The 18,854-nt window shown below is 66.4% G+C and carries 24 protein-coding genes; 16 read left to right on the top strand and 8 right to left on the bottom strand.

Going from position 1 to position 18,854, the window contains the following annotated elements:
• Window positions 1–5: 5 nt before the first annotated feature.
• Both ACP693_RS08735 and ACP693_RS08740 read right to left on the bottom strand, forming a co-directional pair.
• Window positions 6–1,700, bottom strand: coding sequence for an ATP-binding protein (locus ACP693_RS08735; protein ID WP_426017513.1), 1,695 nt, complete (start codon window positions 1,698–1,700; stop codon window positions 6–8).
• A gap of 509 nt (window positions 1,701–2,209) precedes the next feature.
• On the bottom strand, window positions 2,210–2,629 hold the full coding sequence (locus ACP693_RS08740; protein WP_426017512.1) for a winged helix-turn-helix transcriptional regulator: 420 nt from the start codon (window positions 2,627–2,629) through the stop codon (window positions 2,210–2,212).
• A 56-nt stretch (window positions 2,630–2,685) separates the two neighbouring features.
• Between ACP693_RS08740 and ACP693_RS08745 the strand changes: the two genes are divergently transcribed.
• The 3 genes from ACP693_RS08745 to ACP693_RS08755 all read left to right on the top strand — a co-directional run bounded on the left by ACP693_RS08745 (window position 2,686) and on the right by ACP693_RS08755 (window position 4,262).
• A complete protein-coding gene (locus ACP693_RS08745) occupies window positions 2,686–3,015 on the top strand; it encodes a nuclear transport factor 2 family protein (protein WP_426017510.1) in 330 nt (109 codons plus the stop codon).
• Window positions 3,012–3,800 carry an SDR family oxidoreductase gene (locus ACP693_RS08750; RefSeq protein ID WP_426017509.1) on the top strand — a complete coding sequence of 263 codons (789 nt, stop codon included), beginning with the start codon at window positions 3,012–3,014 and terminating at the stop codon, window positions 3,798–3,800. Before ACP693_RS08745 ends, ACP693_RS08750 begins: the two co-directional genes overlap by 4 nt.
• A gap of 114 nt (window positions 3,801–3,914) precedes the next feature.
• On the top strand, window positions 3,915–4,262 hold the full coding sequence (locus ACP693_RS08755) for an ArsC family reductase (protein ID WP_426017507.1): 348 nt from the start codon (window positions 3,915–3,917) through the stop codon (window positions 4,260–4,262).
• Here the strand turns inward: ACP693_RS08755 and ACP693_RS08760 are convergent.
• The gene (locus ACP693_RS08760) at window positions 4,255–5,103 is read right to left on the bottom strand and encodes an endonuclease/exonuclease/phosphatase family protein (protein ID WP_426050117.1); all 849 of its coding nucleotides are present in this window, start codon (window positions 5,101–5,103) and stop codon (window positions 4,255–4,257) included. The genes ACP693_RS08755 and ACP693_RS08760 overlap by 8 nt on opposite strands.
• A complete protein-coding gene (locus ACP693_RS08765; protein ID WP_426017503.1) occupies window positions 5,072–5,311 on the bottom strand; it encodes a DUF2188 domain-containing protein in 240 nt (79 codons plus the stop codon). The genes ACP693_RS08760 and ACP693_RS08765 overlap by 32 nt, the downstream gene beginning before the upstream one ends.
• A 175-nt stretch (window positions 5,312–5,486) precedes the next feature.
• Between ACP693_RS08765 and ACP693_RS08770 the strand changes: the two genes are divergently transcribed.
• The 10 genes from ACP693_RS08770 (at window position 5,487) to ACP693_RS08815 (ending at window position 13,385) form a co-directional block, all read left to right on the top strand.
• Complete coding sequence (locus ACP693_RS08770; protein WP_135193094.1) at window positions 5,487–5,876, top strand: DUF6249 domain-containing protein; 390 nt, start codon at window positions 5,487–5,489, stop codon at window positions 5,874–5,876.
• Between the two features lie 25 nt (window positions 5,877–5,901).
• Complete coding sequence (locus ACP693_RS08775) at window positions 5,902–6,456, top strand: RNA polymerase sigma factor (protein WP_426017500.1); 555 nt, start codon at window positions 5,902–5,904, stop codon at window positions 6,454–6,456.
• Window positions 6,446–6,847, top strand: coding sequence for a hypothetical protein (locus ACP693_RS08780; protein WP_426017499.1), 402 nt, complete (start codon window positions 6,446–6,448; stop codon window positions 6,845–6,847). Before ACP693_RS08775 ends, ACP693_RS08780 begins: the two co-directional genes overlap by 11 nt.
• A gap of 59 nt (window positions 6,848–6,906) precedes the next feature.
• Window positions 6,907–7,743, top strand: a complete 837-nt coding sequence (panB, locus tag ACP693_RS08785; RefSeq protein ID WP_425983080.1) for a 3-methyl-2-oxobutanoate hydroxymethyltransferase — start codon at window positions 6,907–6,909, stop codon at window positions 7,741–7,743.
• A 79-nt stretch (window positions 7,744–7,822) separates the two neighbouring features.
• Complete coding sequence (locus tag ACP693_RS08790; protein WP_426017498.1) at window positions 7,823–8,593, top strand: tetratricopeptide repeat protein; 771 nt, start codon at window positions 7,823–7,825, stop codon at window positions 8,591–8,593.
• Window positions 8,594–8,619: 26 nt separating this feature from the next.
• On the top strand, window positions 8,620–9,999 hold the full coding sequence (locus ACP693_RS08795; RefSeq protein ID WP_426017496.1) for a PQQ-binding-like beta-propeller repeat protein: 1,380 nt from the start codon (window positions 8,620–8,622) through the stop codon (window positions 9,997–9,999).
• A gap of 31 nt (window positions 10,000–10,030) precedes the next feature.
• The gene (der, locus tag ACP693_RS08800) at window positions 10,031–11,653 is read left to right on the top strand and encodes a ribosome biogenesis GTPase Der (RefSeq protein ID WP_426017494.1); all 1,623 of its coding nucleotides are present in this window, start codon (window positions 10,031–10,033) and stop codon (window positions 11,651–11,653) included.
• 4 nt (window positions 11,654–11,657) lie between these two features.
• On the top strand, window positions 11,658–12,122 hold the full coding sequence (locus tag ACP693_RS08805) for an NUDIX hydrolase (protein WP_426017492.1): 465 nt from the start codon (window positions 11,658–11,660) through the stop codon (window positions 12,120–12,122).
• Between the two features lie 64 nt (window positions 12,123–12,186).
• Complete coding sequence (locus ACP693_RS08810) at window positions 12,187–12,651, top strand: lysozyme inhibitor LprI family protein (protein WP_426017490.1); 465 nt, start codon at window positions 12,187–12,189, stop codon at window positions 12,649–12,651.
• Between the two features lie 107 nt (window positions 12,652–12,758).
• Window positions 12,759–13,385 (top strand): methyltransferase family protein, encoded by a 627-nt coding sequence (locus tag ACP693_RS08815; RefSeq protein WP_426017488.1) that lies wholly within the window; start codon window positions 12,759–12,761, stop codon window positions 13,383–13,385.
• On the opposite strand, the gene ACP693_RS08820 is transcribed toward ACP693_RS08815, so the two are convergent.
• Complete coding sequence (locus ACP693_RS08820) at window positions 13,382–14,284, bottom strand: AraC family transcriptional regulator N-terminal domain-containing protein (protein ID WP_426017487.1); 903 nt, start codon at window positions 14,282–14,284, stop codon at window positions 13,382–13,384. The genes ACP693_RS08815 and ACP693_RS08820 overlap by 4 nt on opposite strands.
• A gap of 144 nt (window positions 14,285–14,428) precedes the next feature.
• Between ACP693_RS08820 and ACP693_RS08825 the strand changes: the two genes are divergently transcribed.
• Window positions 14,429–15,313, top strand: a complete 885-nt coding sequence (locus ACP693_RS08825; RefSeq protein ID WP_426017485.1) for an oxidoreductase — start codon at window positions 14,429–14,431, stop codon at window positions 15,311–15,313.
• An 8-nt stretch (window positions 15,314–15,321) separates the two neighbouring features.
• On the opposite strand, the gene ACP693_RS08830 is transcribed toward ACP693_RS08825, so the two are convergent.
• Window positions 15,322–16,077: an SDR family NAD(P)-dependent oxidoreductase gene (locus tag ACP693_RS08830; protein ID WP_426017483.1), complete on the bottom strand. Its 756-nt coding sequence runs from the start codon at window positions 16,075–16,077 to the stop codon at window positions 15,322–15,324.
• A gap of 76 nt (window positions 16,078–16,153) precedes the next feature.
• Between ACP693_RS08830 and ACP693_RS08835 the strand changes: the two genes are divergently transcribed.
• Both ACP693_RS08835 and ACP693_RS08840 read left to right on the top strand, forming a co-directional pair.
• Complete coding sequence (locus ACP693_RS08835) at window positions 16,154–16,405, top strand: CopG family ribbon-helix-helix protein (RefSeq protein ID WP_426017481.1); 252 nt, start codon at window positions 16,154–16,156, stop codon at window positions 16,403–16,405.
• Complete coding sequence (locus tag ACP693_RS08840) at window positions 16,405–16,692, top strand: type II toxin-antitoxin system RelE/ParE family toxin (protein ID WP_425983099.1); 288 nt, start codon at window positions 16,405–16,407, stop codon at window positions 16,690–16,692. The genes ACP693_RS08835 and ACP693_RS08840 overlap by 1 nt, the downstream gene beginning before the upstream one ends.
• Before the next feature lie 6 nt (window positions 16,693–16,698).
• Here ACP693_RS08840 and purF read toward each other — a convergent pair whose 3' ends face one another.
• Both purF and ACP693_RS08850 read right to left on the bottom strand, forming a co-directional pair.
• Entirely contained in the window at window positions 16,699–18,204 is a 1,506-nt protein-coding gene (purF, locus tag ACP693_RS08845; protein ID WP_409718481.1) for an amidophosphoribosyltransferase, read from the bottom strand.
• Between the two features lie 26 nt (window positions 18,205–18,230).
• Entirely contained in the window at window positions 18,231–18,827 is a 597-nt protein-coding gene (locus tag ACP693_RS08850) for a CvpA family protein (RefSeq protein ID WP_426017480.1), read from the bottom strand.
• Window positions 18,828–18,854: the final 27 nt, after the last annotated feature.

Genomic DNA, 18,854 nt, shown 5'->3' on the forward strand with positions numbered 1-18,854 from the left:
GATCGTCAGGCCGCCAGGCGCCTGGCGGGGGGGAGGGCTGCGGTGATCGCTTCGATCAGAGCGTGGATTTCCAGCGGCTTGGCGACGAAGCCGTCCAACCCGGCTTCCATGCCTTGCCGGCGTACCTCTGTGGAGACGTCGCCGGACAACAGGACCAGCGGGGTGCGCTGTCCCGGCGTCTCTTCGGCGCGGATGCGTCGGGCGGCCTCGAACCCGTCGCAGATCGGCATGCGCAGATCCAGCAGGACCAGGTCATAGTCGCCGTCCCGCCAGGCCGCGACCGCTTGATCGCCGTCGTTCACCACAGTCACCTGCATGCCGAGGTTCGGCAGGATGGCGGACAGAACCTGGCGGTTCACGGCGTTGTCGTCGGCCGCAAGGATGCGCAGATCGGCCAGGACAGGTCCGCTGTCCGCGTCCGCCATGGCGGCCTTGCCGCGCGTCAACGGAAGCTCGACGGTGAAGCACGAGCCTTGGCCCGGTTCGCTTTCAACCGTGATGTCGCCGCCCATCATCCGCGCGAGAGAGCGAGAGATCGAAAGGCCCAAACCCGTGCCGCCGTGCTTGTGGGCCGTTTCCGCACTCGCCTGGACATAGGGTGCAAACAGGCGCCCCTGTGTGGTCTCGTCCATGCCGACGCCGCTGTCGCGCACCGCGATGCGCAGGCCGCCCGCGCCCAAGGCGCCGACGGACACAAGCACTTCGCCCTTGTCGGTGAACTTCACGGCGTTGGAGATCAGGTTGGCCAGGATCTGGCCGACGCGCACCTTGTCGCCGATCCAGTCGCCAGCGGCGTCTGGCGCCACGTCGATCCGCAGGACCACGCCCTTCTTGCGCGCCACCTCGCCGAAGGCCGCATCCATACGGGCCAGCAGCCGTGTCAGATCGAAATCCGCATTCAGCAGTTCCAGGCGGCCGGCCTCGATCTTCGATGCGTCCAACAGATCGTTCAGCAGCGCCGTCAGCGTCTCCCCGGATTCCAGCGCGACTTCCAGTCGCTCCTTCTGCGCCGGGGGGATCGGCTCGTTCGCCATGACTTGCAGCATGCCCAACATGCCGTTCAACGGCGTTCGAATTTCGTGGCTGACGATCGCCAGGGTTTGGGTCTTGGCCTTGGCGTAGGCGAGGGTCTCGCGCTCCCGTCGTGCTGAGGCTCGAACCGCCCAGATGGCCAGGCTGACGCCCAGTCCCAGCGCCGCCAGCGCGACGCCGGCCACTGTCAGACGGGCGGATGCATAGGCCCGGTCACGCGCATCCTCGCGTTCCAACGTCAGCGCCGCCTCTTCCGCCCGCAGGTCGCCCACCAACCGTCTCAGGTCGTCCATGGCCAGACGGCCACGTTCGGCCAATAGCGGATCCCGAGCCTCGCTCTGCGGCCGCGACAGTTGCGGGTCGGCGTAGATGGACCGCCACCGGATCATGGCCAGACGAAGCTTATTCAGTCGGGTGGTTTGCGACGCGTTGTCTGCGGTCAAGCGCGACAGGGTGGACAAACCATCGGCGAACTCCTGCTCGCCGGCGACATAGGGTTGCAGGAAGGCCCGGTCGCCATTGCTTTCGGAATAGCCTCTTACGCCGGTCTCCTGATCCAGCGCTGCAGCCAGCAGGTCGGCTGCGGCCTTCTCGACCGCGGCCGTGTGCAGCACCGAGCGGTCGGCGGTCTGGATGGTGGAGAGGTTGCTGAAAACCACGAAAACCATCGCAGCCATCATTGCCGTCATCGTACCGATCATCAACGCAGCGGAGCGCGCCGCGCGGGTCTTCATCAAGGCACCCTTAAGCGCGTGAAGGCGGCGGAGATGTTCATGTACGGAACCGCATCGTGACGTTAAGACGGTCCTACAGCTGCCCGATGAACATTGTGTTGCCAAGCTTGTCAGGATGAACCTCTAGGGCGTGGATTCAATGTCGCGGAGCCAGAGGTCAACTGAAGCGAGGGCGACTGAGGGCAGGGGCCGATGGTGAGTATCTATCAAAGGCGGACCGTCCCGAAAAACAGGGTGTAATCTGTGCACTTCGTCTGAAATCGGCGGCGGACAAAATTGCACTGCACCCTGAAAACGAGTGCAAAGTGCAAGACCGTGCAATTTGCGAGCGCGCTGATGTTGTCAAAGACCGGCTGGGATTATAGCGCGGTTTGAAGGGGCGTTGGGTCGATTGACGCTGCGGGACTTGAAGTGACTGAAAATGCTGCGGATCGTTCGCGGGCTTAGGCTGGAATAGGCGTCGGCTGATCGCGTTCGATCAGACGCTCGCGGACTTCGACCGGCGCCGCTTCGGCCCAGTTCAGGAGCTTGTCCAGCACGGGGCAAAGCGACTGTCCCCATTCCGTCAGGTGATATTCCACCTTGGGCGGAACCTGAGCGTGGACGATGCGTGCGACCACGCCGTCAACTTCCAGCTGACGCAGTTGCTGGATCAGCATCTTCTGCGACACGCCGGGGATAGCGCGCTCCAGTTCCGAGAACCGACGAACGTTCGAACCGAACAGCTGGAACAGGATCACCAGCTTCCATCGCCCCTCCAGCACCCGGATCACGTTCTGCGTGCTCTGCGCCGCCGTCTGCGGGGTGTAGTCGATGCGCTCACCTTCAGGTGAGTACCTTACTTTTTCGTCCGTACTTGCCATCTCGCAAGCTTATTTCCAGTTTGGATCGAACGCAACGATCTAACCCGGAGCTCCTGATGATTGCCAACCTTCCCAAGCCGATCGCAAACTATGTGGAGGCCAATTCGCGCCTCGATGTCGATGGCATGCTGCACGCCTTTTCACCTGACGCCGTCGTTCAGGATGATGGGGGACGCCATCAGGGGCATCCCGAGCTGAGGCGGTGGATCGAGGAGTCCATAGTCGCCAGCAAGGCGGTCTTTACGCCGGACGCCGTGCGCCATGAGGGCGGCCAGGTTGTCGTCGAGGGCCTGACGTCTGGCGCGTTCAAGGGCAGTCCCTTGCGGTTCACCCTGCGGTTCACGCTGGAAGGCGACGCCATCCGCGCGCTGGAGATTTCGCTGTGATCGCGCGTCTTGATCCCTCCGAGTTCAATGGCCGACGTGTTCTGGTCACCGCCGGCACCAAGGGCGCGGGCCGGGCGACCGTCGCGCGTTTCCTAGCGGGTGGAGCGCAGGTCATGACTGCCGCGCGTTCGGCCCCGGAAACCTCGACCGGGGCTGAGTTCGTGGCGGCCGATCTTATGACCCTGGAGGGGTGCGAGACCTTGGCCGAAGCCGCCGTCAATCGGTTGGGCGGCGTGGATATTCTGGTGCATGTCGTGGGCGGATCGTCCGCGCCGGCCGGCGGTTTCGCCGCCCTGACGGATGACCGCTGGCGCGCCGAGCTGGATCTGAACCTGATGCCGGCGGTTCGCCTGGATCGTCTGCTTGCGCCGCAGATGATCGCACGCGGCTCCGGCGCCATCATCCACGTCTCGTCCATTCAGCGGACCTTGCCGCTGCCGGAATCCACGACCGCCTATGCGGCGGCCAAGGCGGCCCTGTCCACCTACAGCAAGGCCCTGTCCAAGGAGCTTGGGCCGAAGGGCGTTCGGGTCAATGTCGTGTCGCCGGGCTGGATCGCCACAGAAGCCTCGGGCGCTCTTCTGGAGAGGATCGCGGAAGGCACGGGCGGCACGGTGGAAGATGCTCGCCAGGGCGTGCTGAAGGCCTTAGGTGGCATCCCCTTGGGGCGAGCGGCGCAACCAGAGGAGGTCGCTGAGCTGATCGCCTTCCTTGCTTCGGACAGGGCGGCCGCCATCCATGGAAGCGAGTATGTGATCGACGGCGGCACGATACCGACGGTCTAGGCGAAGAGCGTGCGCCAGCGGAGTCCCGCGCCTAGACTTGGGCGGCCAGACGTCTCACTGAGGGTCGAAAATGGCTATCAGCTGGCCCGCACGAATCCGACATTCGAGACACCCATGACCTACACCCTTTACGGCATTCCCAACTGCGACACGGTCAAGAAGGCGCGGATCTGGCTGGAGCAGCAGGGGGTCGATTATGTCTTCCATGACTACAAGAAGGCCGGGGCCGATGCGGCGCAGCTGGGGCTGTGGATCGACGAGCATGGGTGGGAGACGGTGCTGAACCGGGCCGGGACGACGTTCAAGAAACTGCCGGATGCGGACAAGGTGGACATCGACAAGGCCAAGGCGATCGCTCTGATGCTGGCGCAGCCGTCGATGATCAAGCGGCCGGTGCTGGACCTGGGGGATCGGCGGCTGGTGGGGTTCAAGCCCGAGGTCTATGCTGCCGCGCTCACTTGAGCCGGACGGTCGCAGCCACGCCGAAGTGGTCGGAGGGGTATTCGCCGTTCGTGGGCGCGTCGCCGAAGACGTGGACCTCGACGGGGGCGAAGAACTCCGGCTCGACGAAGATGTGGTCGATGACGCGGTTCGGGTGACCCTTGGCCGGGTTCAGGGTGGTGGCGACCGAACCGCGGGGCAGGGCGCTGAGGAAGCGCGGGCCGGTCAGGGTCGCCAGGCCTGAATCCTCCTGGGTCGCGTTGAAGTCGCCCATGACGATCAGGGGTACGCCCTCCTGCGGCAGCCAGCTGAGCAGGGACGAGATCTGACGCGCGCGCACCGGGCCGGCGTCGGGCTGCCAGGCCAGATGGGTGACGACCACATCGACCCGGCGTCCCTGAACCGAGACCCGAAGACGGAGCGCAGTGCGGAAATCGTCCAGCGGCTCCAGCTTGATGGAGTCTTCGGCCAGCACCGGCAGGCGGGTCAGCAGGGCGTTGCCGTATCGGCGCGGCGCCCCCTCGGCGTCGGTCGAGACGAAGGCGACGTGGTAGCCGCCCAGCTCGCGCGCCAGCATCCGGGCCTGGTTCTCAAGCTCGACATTCGCATCCTCCAGCACTTCCTGAAGGGCGATGACGTCGGCGTCCTGGGCCTTCAGCGCGGCGATCAGCAGCGGGCGGCGGGCAGTCCAGTCGCCGAGATTGTGCCAGATGTTGAAGGTGACGAGCCTGAGCCCGGCGGCCGGGCGTGCCGCCGGGGTGGCAGCACAGGCCGCCAGCGGCGCGAACGCTGCGGCGGCCAGAAGGGTGCGGCGTCCGATCACGCCGTATTCAGCCCTCGACGTCCGTGATGGGGCGGTCATGGCCGTCGGCACGCTCGGTCACCCACGTTCCGTCTGCGGTCGCATATTCGATGGAGGCGGTCTCGTCCGGCACGCGCTGCTCGCGCGAGACGCGGACGGCGGCCGCCTTGGCGTCGTCATGGGTGGCGAAGGTTTCGGAATAGGTGTCGCCGGATTTGTAGGCCCAGCCGCCGTCGTGTTCGACGATGCGATAGGTGACATGGGCCATGGGACGCGCTCCTGAAGGTTGATGTTCGGACCCTAGACCGAACCGGCGGCGGCTGGAACGGCGACCTTACGAAGATTTCACGTAACGAAGCGCATCCGTGGAGGCGCCGCGCAGCCTCTTGTGATCAGAAGGCGGCCGCATCAGGCTGCTGCAGGATCACAGAAGAGATTACCCCATGACCCCCGTCTTCGTCGTTTTCATCGTTTTCGCCTCCATCGTCGCCGTCGTTATCGGCCCGTCGTTCCTTAAGAACCGCGAGCGTCGCGAAATGCAGCTGACCGTTCGTCACGCCGTGGACAAGGGACAGACCCTGCCCGCTGAACTGATCGACGCCATGACCAAGGATGTGCAGAAGGGACTGCCGTCGCGGACCAAGGATATGCGCAAGGGCGTCCTCAGCCTGGCTGGCGGGATCGGCGTCGGCGCCTTTGGGGTGCTGAGCGATCTGGGCGGCAACCAATGGAACGGCGGCATGGCCAATCCCTTGCTGGGCATCGCCTGCATCCCGATCGCCATCGGCATCGCCTTCATCATTCTGGGCTTCTTCAACCCGAACAAAGACTGACGTCCGCCGGAAGGGGGGGTACGTCATGAGCAAATCACTCAGAGACTTTCACGATGTCGAGTTGGCCGCCCAGGCGGCGGCCGGCGGGCGGCGAGAGTATGGCGAACTGGTCCGGCGGCACGGGTCGGCGGTGCGGGGGCTGCTGCGACGGATGGGGGCCACGCCGTCCCTGTCCGACGATGTGGCGCAGGACGCCTTCCTGCAAGGGTTTCAGCGCTGCTCGGAGTTTCGGGGGCAGGGAACCTTTGCAGGCTGGATCAAGAAGATCGCCGCGCGGCTCTATCTGAAGCGCGTCGCCAAGGAGGCCCGCTATGTCGCCGAGGTCGAGACGGATCAGGCGGATGTCGTGGTGGATCGCGGCGGCCTGATGGATCTGGACGAGGCGCTGAAGACGCTCAACGAAACCGAGCGGGTGTGCGTGTCCCTGTGCCACGGCGCAGGGATGTCACATCCCGACATCGCGGCGGCCATGAATTTGCCGCTCGGAACGGTGAAATCCCATGTCAAACGTGGTCTGGATAAACTTCGCGCGCGGCTTCAACCGGCGCAGGGCGACGGGAGGTCGATCCATGTCGGCTGATGAATTCGATCCGATGATCGAGCGGATGTTTGCGCAAAGCCCGCGACTGGCCGACGAGGCCCTGTTTTTGGCGACGCTGCAGGCGCGGATGGAGAAGCAGTCGCGCTGGCGGGTGCTGGCCCTGACGGCGGCCGGGCTGGTCGGGGGCGCGCTGGCGATTCGCGAGGGGCTGAGCGTGAACTTTGCCTCTGGCGGCGAGACGACGCTGGACCAGGGACTTCGCGCGGCGGCGGCGACGGCGCAGGGCGCGGCCCAGTCGGGACTGGACAGCCTGGGTGTCGGCTCGGTCGATCTGTCCAGCGGCACGGGCGTTCTGGCCTTCTGGATCGTGGCCGGGGCCATGGCGGCCGTGCTGGCGGCGGGCGCGGCGCGGTTGTCGCAGGACGTCTGAAGGTGACTTCGCCGGCGGGCGGGCCTATCTGAACCGCGTTCAGACAGGAGGCCCGCCGGATGTCCATTCAAACGCAGGAGACCGTGAAACGGATCTCCGTTCCCGATATCGCCGGTCGCAAGGGCGGCGAGCCGATCGTCTGCCTGACCGCCTATGACGCGCCGATGGCCGCACTGCTGGACCCGCACTGCGACGTGCTGCTGGTCGGCGACAGCCTTGGCATGGCGGTTCACGGCCTGCCCAATACGGTGGGCGTCACCCTGGAGATGATGATCCTGCACGGGCAGGCGGTCATGCGGGGCGCCAAGCGGGCCATGGTGGTCGTGGACATGCCGTTCGGCTCCTACGAGGGCGGCAAGGAGATCGCCTACGCCAACTGCGTGCGGGTGATGCAGGAAACGGGCGCCCAGGCGGTGAAGCTGGAGACCAGCATCGAACTGGCCGAGATCGTCGCCTTCCTGGTCAAGCGCGGCATTCCCGTTATGGGCCACGTGGGCCTGCGACCCCAGGCGATCCTGGCCGAGGGCGGGTTCAAGGCCAAGGGGCGCACGGACTACGAGCGTGAGCGGGTGATGGCCGAGGCCAAGGCCACGGCAGAGGCGGGCGCCTTCTGCATCGTCATCGAGGGCGTCGCCGAATCGCTGGCGCGCGAAATCACCGAGACCATCGACACCCCGACCATCGGCATCGGCGCCTCGGCCGCCTGCGACGGGCAGGTGCTGGTCATCAACGACATGCTGGGCATGTTCGACTGGACGCCGCGGTTCGTGCGCAAATACGCCGATCTGCGCACAGAGATCGACCGCGCGGCCGCCGCTTTCGCCGCCGATGTGAAAACCCGCCGTTTTCCTGCCGAAGTCGAGACCTACTTCTCGAAAAAGCCGGCTTCGCAGTAACGGACGACGTTGCGGGCGGGGAGCCGACCTTCTAGGGTCCGCGCCGGTTTGCATTTCGCGATTTTGGGGCGACGTTTCAGTGGTTGATGTCTTCGAGCAGGTCGAGGAGGAGCTTCGCTCCGAAAAGGTGAAGCGCCTGGCCAAGACTTGGCTGCCCGTTTTCGGCGTGGTGCTGGTGGTCGCCCTGATCGGCGCGCTGGGCTGGTGGGGCTGGGACAGCCTCAACACGAACAAGGCCGGCAAGGGCGCCGAGGCCTATGATCGCGGCATGGAGGCTCTGAGGGCCGACAAGCCGATGGACGCCCGCGCCGCCTTCGAGGAAGCGGTCAAGGAAGGCAACGGCGCCTACAAGGTCCTGGCTCTGCAACAGCAGGCCGGCCTGGCCGTGAGCGCCAACAAGTTCCCCGACGCCGTCCGCCTGTTCGACGAAGCCGCCAAGGCGTCCAGCGATCCACTGCTGTCGGATCCGCCCGCGCTGAAGGCCGCCTTCCTGATCATGGACACCGCGCCCCTGGCCGATATCGAGGCCCGCCTGACGCCGCTGGCAGAGGATGACCGTCCGCTGCACGCCTTCGCCCAGGAAGCCCTAGCCCTGGCGCGTCTCCAGCACGGCAAGACCAAGGAGGCCCGCGAGGCCTTCGTCCTGCTGCAACTGGGTCAGGACGTGCCGGATTCGGTGCGTCAACGCGCCCAGATCGCGGTGGAATCCATCGACGCCGGCACCGCAGGCGCGATCAAGCCCATCATCGACGCCGCCGCCAAGGCCACGCCGCCGGCCCCCGGCGCCGCGAATGCAATGACCCCTTCGGCGCCTGCAGCGGCCCCCGCCGCCGCCACGGCCGCCCAATAGTGACGACCCCTTACAGGACGCCCCAGATGAACCGAGTTCTGAAAGTCGCGCTGATCTGCGGCGTCGCCGCGACCATGGCGTCCTGCGGCACTGTGCGCCGCAACCTGCCGTTCGGCCTGGGCGGCCAGGAGGAGGCGGGGGCGACCGCATCGGCCGGTCAGCGGATTTCGGTGCTGGAGTTCGAACAGACGCTGACCCCGTCGGCCGCCCTGTCGGGCCGCGACTACTTCCTTCCCGGTCCCCAGGCGATCACGGCCTGGACCCAGCCCGGCGGAACGACCGAGAACCTGGTCGAGCACGTCATCGCGGCTCCGAACTTCCAGATCGCCTGGAAGCGCAACATCGGCGAGGGCTCGGCCCGCGTCGGCAACGTCATGGCGCCCATCGTGGCCGCAGACGGCAAGATCTTCGTGCTGGACGGCGAATCGACCGTGTCGGCCGTGTCGGCCGACACCGGCGAGGTTCTGTGGAAGGCCAACGTCAAGAACGCTGAGCGCGATCGCAACGGCGGCTTCGGCGGCGGCGTGGCGGTGGGCGGCGGCAAGGTATTCGTCTCATCGGGCTATCGGTCGATGTCGGCGCTGGACGCCAACACCGGCGCGGTGGTCTGGACCCAGCTGGTGGACGCCCCGATCCACGGCGCCCCGACCGTGTCGGGCAACCGCGTCTTCGTCGTCGATGTGGACAGCCAGTTGTTCGCCTTCGACGCCGCCACCGGCGCTCAGGACTGGACCTATCGCGGCATCGCCGAGCCGGCGCGGGTCATGCGGGCCTCCAGCCCGGCCGTCAGCGGCAACACCGTCGTCGCGCCCTTCGCCTCGGGCCAACTGGTCGCCCTCAGCACGCTGAACGGTCAGGCCGTGTGGGAAGAAACCCTGTCGCGCACCAGCCGCACCAGCGCCCTGTCCGAGGTTCGCGACGTCGCGGGCCGTCCGGTCATCAGCCGCGGCATGGTCTATGGCGTCAGCCACTCCGGCGTCCTGTCGGCGCTGGACCTGCGTTCGGGCCAACCCAAGTGGCAACTGCCGGTGACGGGCGTGAACGCGCCCCTGCCGGTCGGCGACGCCGTCTTCGTGGTGTCCAAGTCGGGTCAACTGATCACCGTCAACCGCGACACGGGCCAGATCTACTGGACCCGCGAGCTGAACGAGGGTCGCATCCGCAAGGAAGGCGGCGTCTTCGGTTTCTTCGACCGCGAACTGACGCCGCAATGGTCGGGGCCGCTGCTGGCCTCCAACCGTCTGGTGATGGTCAACTCGTTCGGCGAGGCCGTGGCCTTTGATCCCAAGACCGGCGTGGCGCAGACGACCCTGAAGCTGGGGGCGCCCGCCTATATCGCGCCTGCCGCCTACAACGGCGCCCTTTACGTACTGACCGATAACGGTCAGCTGATCTGCATCCGCTGATTTTCAGCCCGAACTAAGCTAGAAAGCCGACATGGCTCTGAAGGTCGCCATCGTCGGCCGCCCCAATGTGGGCAAATCGACACTGTTCAACCGCCTCGTCGGCAAGCGCCTTGCGCTGGTCGATGATCGCCCCGGCGTGACCCGTGACCGGCGCTATGCCGACGGCAATATCGGCGACATGGATCTGACGCTGATCGACACGGCCGGCTACGAGGACGTCACCGACGACAGCCTGGAAGCCCGGATGCGCGAGCAGACCGAGGCCGCGCTGGACGACGCCGAACTGGTCATGTTCATGATGGACGCCCGCGAAGGCGTCACCTCGCTGGACAGGATCTTCGCCGAGCGCCTGCGCAAGGTGCACAAGCCTATCATCCTGCTGGCCAACAAGTCCGAAAGCCGCGAGAGCGGCGGCGGCGTCGGCGAGGCGCACGCCCTGGGCTTCGGCGAACCGGTCGCCATCTCGGCCGAGCACGGCGAGGGCATGGCCGATCTGTACAAGGCCATCCGCGCGGCGTCCGAAGACATCTTCATCGAAGAGATCGACGAGCCGGACAAGCCGATCCGCATCGCCGTCATCGGCCGCCCCAATGCGGGCAAATCCACCCTGATCAACCGCCTGATCGGCGACGACCGCCTGCTGACCGGGCCGGAAGCGGGCATCACCCGCGATTCGATCTCGGTCGACTGGCAGTTCGAGGGCAAGAACATCCGCCTGGTCGACACGGCCGGGATGCGTCGCAAGGCGCGGGTGCAGGAGAAGCTGGAGAAGCTGTCGGTCGCCGACACCATCCGCGCCATCACCTTCGCCGAAGTCGTCATCCTGATGATGGACAAGGACGACGCCTTCGACACCCAGGACCTGCAACTGGCGGATCTGGTCGAACGCGAAGGCCGCGCCCTGGTCTATGTCGCCTCCAAATGGGACCTGGAAGAAGAACCCCAGGCGCGCATGGCCAAGCTGAAGGGCATGGCCGAGGACAAGCTGCCCCAGCTGAAGGGCTCGCCCTTCGTGGCCCTGTCGTCCCACTCGGGCCGGGGCGTCGAACGCCTGATGCCGGCCGTGCTTCAGGCCTATGACACCTGGTCGGTCAAGGTGAAGACCAAGGATCTGAACACCTGGCTGTCCATGGCCACCCAGCGGCACCCGCCGCCCGCCGTGGACGGCAAGCGGATCAAACCGAAATACATCGCCCAGACCAAGGCCCGTCCGCCCACCTTCGTGCTGATGGCCAACCGCGCCGAGTCGATGCCGGAGCATTACAAACGCTATCTGGTCAACTCGATCCGCGAGAGCTTCGACTTGCCGGGCACGCCGATCCGCCTGAACGTCAAGTCCAGCGGCGTGAACCCCTATGCCGAGGGCGGCGCCAAGTCGGGGCCGGAACGCTATAAGGGCGACGCCAAGACCGCGCCGCGCCGGGTGATCAAGAAGGCCGAGAAGGAAGAGGCGCTGTCCAAACTGCCCGGCAAGGCGCTGGAGCAGAAGAAGACCCGCAAGGCCCAGCCCAAGATATTGGCCGGGCTGAAATCCAGCGCCTCCAAGAAGGCCGGCTCGTCCATCGCGGTCCAGAAGGGCGCCCGCGGCGGCGCCCGCCAGGTCTCGCGCTCCGGCCGGATTCGTACGGGCCAAAAGGGCGGCGCCAAGAAGTGACGGCGTGACCGACGCGGTCGCGCCCGTCCTTCCCGATCGGCCGACCTCGCGCTGGCTGATCCTGGACGGGCAGGGGCGGGTGCTGCTGTTGCACTTCGTCTTTTCCCAGGGGGCTCTGGCCGGCACGGCCTTCTGGGCCACGCCCGGCGGCGGCTGCGAGCCGGGCGAGACCTATGAGGCCGCCGCCCGTCGCGAACTGTTCGAAGAGACGGGGCTGGTCGTCGCCGATCCCGGCCCAGAGGTCGCCCAGGTCCGCGTCAGTTTCCGCCTGCCCGACGGTCGCATGGCCGATGTGGATCAGCGGTTCTTCCTGCTGCGCACCGAGGCCTTCGATCCATCGTCCGCCGGATGGACCGAGGAAGAGCGAGACATCCTGGTGGACCATCGCTGGTGGAGCCTCGCCGATATCCGGGCTTCGACCGAGACGATCTGGCCGGCGGAATTGACGGATATTCTAGAAGGGCTGTGAACCGCCTTTCGAGATGGGGCGAGGCGTGTGAAGCTGGCGCGGCGTCTCAGTCTTGGAACCCGGTATGCTCTTCGCAATCGTTTCGCTTCTTCTGGTCAGCCAGTCCCCCGATCATCTGCCCGCCGATTGCGCGAAGGCGCAGGACACGCTGGCCATCAATGCCTGCGCATCGCGTGACCTGTCGCGTGAGGTGGAGCGGATGGATCACTATCTGGTCGCCGCCCGCCGGAACGCGGAAGCGGCGGATCAGGGGGCGGCGAACGCGACGGTTTCATTGTCGCAGCGTACCTATCTGGATCAGGCCCAGGCGGCCTGGGCTGTCTATTCCGATCTGGTCTGCAAGGGTGTGTACGACAAGTGGAACGGCGGCTCGATCCGCAACGTGGCAGCGCTGCGTTGCCGTATCGACATGACGCGAGAGCGCACCCATGTCGTGTGGCGCGACTATCTCACCTACGCCGACTCGACCCCGCCAGAGCTGCCGGAGCCTATCCAACCTGCGTCAGAAGAGCTGTCCTACGAGGACTGAGTCAGACGTCGTCTGCCACTTTTGCGAGACCGATTTTCGCTCGCAAACATACCGCTTGCTCGTCCGTTGAAAGCGGCGCTTGGATTTGGGATCAATCGGAGCAAGTCATGACCACGATCCAGGTTTTCGACCTTCAGGCGGTGCAGAAAATCCGCAAGGGGGCCGTCCTCGTCGCGCTGCTCGCCCTGGTCGGGCTGACCATGGTGTCCCAGTCCGTGACGGGCGTGGACAGTCCCTTGCATGAAGGGGTCGAGGCCGTGGGCCTGGCCGCCATCGTCTTCGCCATCGTCGGCCGCGCCTGGTGCTCGCTGTATATCGGCGGGCGCAAGAAGGCCGAGATCGTCTCGCGCGGCCCGTATTCGATCAGCCGCAATCCGCTCTATATCTTCAGCTTCTTCGGCGCTTTCGGCATCGGCGCCCAGAGCGGCAGCCTGACCCTGGCGGTGCTGTTCACCCTGGCGTCCCTGGCGGTCTTCTACCTGACCGTTCGCCGTGAAGAAGCCTGGCTGGGCGCGACGTTCGGGCCCGAATACGCGGCATACAAGGCCCGCACGCCCCGCTTCCTTCCCAACTACGCCCTGTGGCGCGACGAGGCGGAACTGTCGGTGCGACCGTCCTTCTTCCTGACGACCATTCGCGACGGCCTGGTCTTCCTGCTGGCGATCCCGCTGTTCGAAGCCATCGACCTGGCCCAGGCCGAGGGCTGGCTGCGGGTTCTGGCGCACCTGCCCTAAGCGGCTCGGCTCCCGGCCGGCCCGTCGATCATCAGGCTTTCGCGCATCCTTGCAGCGTCGCGGCCGGGCGGCAGGCCGAACTGGCGGGCGTATTCGCGGCTGAACTGGGACGGGCTGTCGTAGCCGACGGCGAAGCCGGTCTCGGCCGCACCATCGAGGCCGGTCAGCAGCCGGGCGCGCGCTTCTCGCAGCCGCACCTGTTTGTGGAACTGTAGCGGGCTCATGGTCGTCACGGTACGGAAATGCCGGTAAAAGGTCGACAGGCTCATGCCCGCCATGTCCGCCAGGGTCTCCAGCCGTATCGGCTCGGCGTAGTGGGCGCGAATCCAGCTGATGGCGCGGCTGACGCCTGACAGGCGGCTTTCGGCCGAGCCGGCCTGACGGACGGTGGCGGCGTGCCGGCTGTGGAGCAGTCGCCAGACCATCTCGCGCTCGATCATCGGCGTCATGACGGCGATCTCGTCCGGCCGGTCGAGAAGGCGCAGCAGGCGCGCCATCGGCTCCAGCAGTTCGTCCTCCAGCCGGGTCACCTGGATGCCGATCGGCGGCGGCTGATCCGAGGCGTCGGGGGCGTCGATCTCCAGCATCAGGCCGGCGATCGTCGCGGGGTTCAGGTCGAAGCTGAGGGCGCGGTACGGCGCCTCGACGATGCTGCCGCACACCGGCAGTTCCGCCGACACCACCAGACAGTCGCCGGCCCGATAGGAATAGACCGTTTCGCCCAGGATGGTCTGTTTGGCGCCGCACACCACCAGGCACAGCATGGGATCATAGGCGACGGCGATCATCCGCGTCTGCGCGTCGCTGCCATAAAGGCGCAGGCCCGGCACGGCGGATCGCGACAGATCCGGTGGCGCATGACGCGCGACGATGTCGGTCATTTCGGGCAAGGGGCTCATGGGCGCATCCAACGCCTGTCGTCGCGTGCGCGCAAGCGGGCGAGCACGGTTTGACAGGATCGTGCAAGACTTCGCCCGGATCGCCCTAACGCCATCCGGCTGAAACGGCGTCTTCTCCGTCTCGTCAGACAGAGGAGACTTCCCATGACAACGACAACTCAAAAGACCTGGTTCGTCACCGGCGCAGCCCGTGGCCTGGGCGCAGGTATCGCCCGCGCCGCCCTGGACGCCGGCGACCGCGTCGTCGTCGCCGGTCGAAACCGCGACGCCCTGATCAAAGCCTTCGGCCCCGATAGCGATACCGTCCTGTCCGTGGCGCTGGACGTCACGGACGCGGTCGCCATCGCCGCCGCCGTCGAGGCCGCCATGGCCCGCTTCGGCCGCATCGACGTGCTGGTCAACAACGCTGGTTACGGCCACCTCGGCATCTTCGAGGAGACGACCGCACAAGACGCGCGCACCCAGTTCGACACCAATGTCTTCGGCCTGTTCGACATGACCCGCGCCGTCCTGCCGGTCATGCGCGCCCAGCGTTCGGGTCGTGTGTTCAACGTCTCGTCGGTTGGGGGCATGGTCGGCGGCGCGTCCGGTGCGATCTATTGCGCGTCGAAGTTAGCCATCGAGGGCTTCAGCGAGTCGGTCGCCCAGGAAGTCGGCCCCTTCGGCGTCCATGTCACCATCGTCGAGCCGGGCTTTTTCCGCACCGACTTCCTGGACGCGACCTCGGTCGTCTACGCCGCCAATCCCATCGACGACTACGCCCAGGCCTCGGCTGCATTGCGCGAGTTCTATGAGGCCCGCAGCCACAACCAGGCAGGCGATCCGGCCAAGCTGGGTCAGGCGCTGGTGACCCTGGCCAATGCGGAAAATCCGCCCGTGCGATGGGCGGCCGGAACCGACGCCGTCGGCATGATCGAGGGCAAGATCGCCGGGCTGACGACGGAGCTGGATGCCTGGCGCGACCTGTCGGTATCGACCGACGGCGACTTCTCTTTCCGTGAAGAGAAGGGCGCCAGCGCCTGGGGCTGACCTCGGCTTTAGACCAGCGCTTCCGTCGTCGGTCCGGCCTTCCAGTCGCGGAACCGGATCGTCAGCGGGGACGTGGCGTCGCCTCTAGCCAGATCGACGACCAGAGGCCCGATCTCGGACGGATGGGGCAGGTCGGAAGGATCTTCGCCCGGATAGGCCTGGGCGCGCATGGCGGTGCGCATCCGGCCGGGATCGACGATGCTGACGCGGACAGGCGTGCTCTCGATCTCGTCGGCCCAGGCCTTCACCAAGGCCTCGGCGCCGGCCTTGGTCGCGGCGTACATGCCCCAGAAGGCCTTCGGCGCGCTGGCGACGCTGGTGGTGAAGTGGATGGCGCGACCGGCGTCGGAGGCGCGCAACAGCGGCTCCAGCGAGCGGATCAGGCGATAGACGGCGGTGAAGTTGGTCTTTTCGATCTTGGCGAACTCGCGCGGGTCGGCGTGGGACACAGGCGTCAGGCCCGAGGGTCCCATCGTGGCGGCGGCATGGACCCAGATGTCCAGCTTCTTGAACCGTTCGAAGATGGCGCCGCCCAGCCGGTCGATGGCCCCGCCGTCCACCAGGTCGAACGGGATCAGGGTCGCGTGGCGACCGGTGGCGGCGAAGATGGCGTCGTCCAGCTCTTCCAGCCCGCCCTGGGTGCGAGCGGTCGCAATGACATGCGCGCCCGCCTTGGCCAGGGCCAGCGCGCTCTCATAGCCGATGCCGCGCGAGGCGCCGACGACGAGGGCGATACGGTCTTTCAGGGGCAGGGCTTCAGTCATGACGGGGTGGTAGGAGTGGCGATGCGACGGGTCAATGTGTTATCCTGTATTCAGATGTGCACAGGAGCATTCCGCCATGGCCGCCAGCACGACCGTCACTGTCCGCATGAGCGGGACGCTCAAGGAGCGACTAGGGCTGCTTGCCGAGAAGACCCAGCGAACGCAGTCCTTTCTCGCTGAACGCGCCATCGCGGGCTACGTCGATCGTGAGCTGGAAATGATGGCGGCCGTCGAGCAGGGCCTGGAAGATTTTCGCAATGGCGATGTCGTCTCGCACGATGAGGCCATGCGTCGGATTCGCGAGACCATCGCCAAATACGAATCCTGATGCGCGCCGTCGTCTGGTCGCGGCGGGCCTTGATCGAACTGACCCATGCCATCGACTATCTGGCGCAGCGAAATCTGTCCGCCGCCCAACGGATCGAGTTGAGAATCATCGAGACGACGGAAAAGCTGGCCAAGCGGCCCATCGGGCGACCGGGCAAGCAGCCGGGGACGTATGAGAAGCTCGTCACCGGCGCGCCATACCTGATCGTCTACGCCCTGACCGACGGCGATGACGGCGGCCAGGTCCAGATCATCCGCCTGTTCCACACGGCCCAGGACCAGGGTTGAGGTCCGTCAGGCGCTGACCAGCAGAGACAGTTGTTTGGCGCCGAACTCGCGGCCGCCTTCCTCGATCTCGCGATCCAGCAGGCGGGTGGGATAGTCGCCGGTGAAATAGTGGTCGGTGAACTGGGGCGCGGCGTTGTTGCGGCCGGTCTCGCCCATCGCCTGATACAGGCCGTCGATGGACAGGAAGCCGAGCGAATCGACTTCCAGCAGGTCGCGCATCTCTTCCAGAGTCTTGTTGGCGGCCAGCAGTTGGGCGCGCTCCGGCATGTCGATGCCGTAGAAGTCGGGGAACAGGATCTGGGGGCTGGCCGAGCGCAGGTGGACCTCGGTCGCGCCGGCGGCGCGCACGGCGCGAACCAGCTTCAGCGAGGTGGTGCCGCGCACGATGGAATCGTCGATCAGCACGACGCGTTTACCGGCGAGGGCCGACTTGTTGGGGCTGTGCTTCATGCGCACGCCCTTCTGTCGGGCGCCCTGGCTGGGCTGGATGAAGGTGCGGCCCAGATAGTGGCTGCGGATGATGCCCATCTCGTAGGGAATGCCGCTTTCCTGGGCATAGCCCAGGGCTGCAGGAACGCCCGAATCGGGCACGGGCACGACGATGTCGGCGTCGACGCCCAGTTCGCGGGCCAGGCCCCGGCCCATCTCCTTGCGGACCTCATAGACCGAACGGCCGTTCACGACCGAATCCGGGCGCGAGAAATAGACGTATTCGAACAGGCAGGGGCGGGCGACGCGGGCAGGGAAGGGCTTGAGGGAACGCAGGCCGCTGTCGTCGATGACCACGATCTCGCCGTGCTCGACGTCGCGGACGAAGGTGGCGCCCATCATGTCCAGAGCGCAGGTCTCGGACGCCAGAACCCAGGCCTCGCCGACCTGGCCCAGAACCAGCGGCCGGATACCCAGCGGGTCCCGCGCGCCGATCATCTTGGTGCGCGTCTGGGCGACCAGCGCATAGCCGCCCTCGATCCGCGCCAGGGCGTCGATGAATCGGTCGACGATCTTGGCTTTGCGGCTGCGCGCGATCAGGTGGAGGATGACTTCGGAATCCGAGGTCGACTGGAAGATGGCGCCTTCACTGACCAGCTGGCTGTGCAGGAATTTGAAGTTGGTCAGGTTGCCGTTGTGGGCGATGGCGATGCCGCCCTGGTCCAGGTCGGCGAACATCGGCTGGATGTTGCGCAGGAAGCTGCCGCCGGCGGTGGAATAGCGGGTGTGGCCCACGGCCGCACGGCCGGGCATTCGGGTCATCAGGTCGGCGCCCCCGAATGCCTCGCCCACCAGGCCCTGGTGGCGTTCGGTGTGGAACCGCTCGTCCTTGACGCTGGCGATGCCGCAAGCTTCCTGGCCGCGATGCTGAAGGGCGTGCAGGCCCAGGGCGACGATGGCGGAGCCTTCGTCCTCGTCCGCGCCCCAGACGCCGCAGACACCGCATTCCAGACGGAGTTGGTCATCCTCCGGCTCGCGCCAGTGCTCGCGGTGAACGACGGGATCGGCGATATGGTGGCGCATCGTGGGGCTCCGATGACCGGGGAAACTTAAGGGGCGGCTTCGCGCGGCGAGTTAGGCTCTGATTGCGTCGGGGGCAAGGCTTCGTCGTCCGAAAACCCCCTGCGTACGGACGAATCAACCACCGGCGTGATCGCGTCGGCCCCACGCCCGAGGCTGGGCAGAACGATCTGGATGGCGCGGGCGCCCATGGCGCTGACCGGATAGAGGGCCGCATTGGTCAGCCACCGCGGCGTCCGCTCGCCCGGCAGGGCCGCCACGACGACTAGATGCACGGCCCCGATCAGCACCAGGGCGCGGATGCCGCCGATCAGCAGGCCGAACACGCGATCGACGCCGCCCAGATGCGGATTGTCCTTGGCGCTCTTGGAAATCATCGACCCGACGATGCGCAGGCCGAAATAGACCACGAAGAAGGTCAGAACGGCCGCCAGGATCGACCCGGCCCATTCGGGATCCACGAACGACCGGCCAATGCTTGCGGTCCAAGGCAGGCTGATCAGCGCCACCAAGGCGGCCAGGGTCGCGCTGAGCAGGGTGATGATCTCGCGCACCCCGCCGCGCACCCAGCCGGCGGCGACGGAAAACAGGATCACCACAATGGCGAAGACGTCGTATCCGGTCACGCGTTCGGGATCCTGCGGTTGCTACCG

It is taken from the genome of Brevundimonas sp. TWP1-3 (assembly GCF_049896085.1).
Classification (GTDB): Bacteria; Pseudomonadota; Alphaproteobacteria; order Caulobacterales; family Caulobacteraceae; genus Brevundimonas.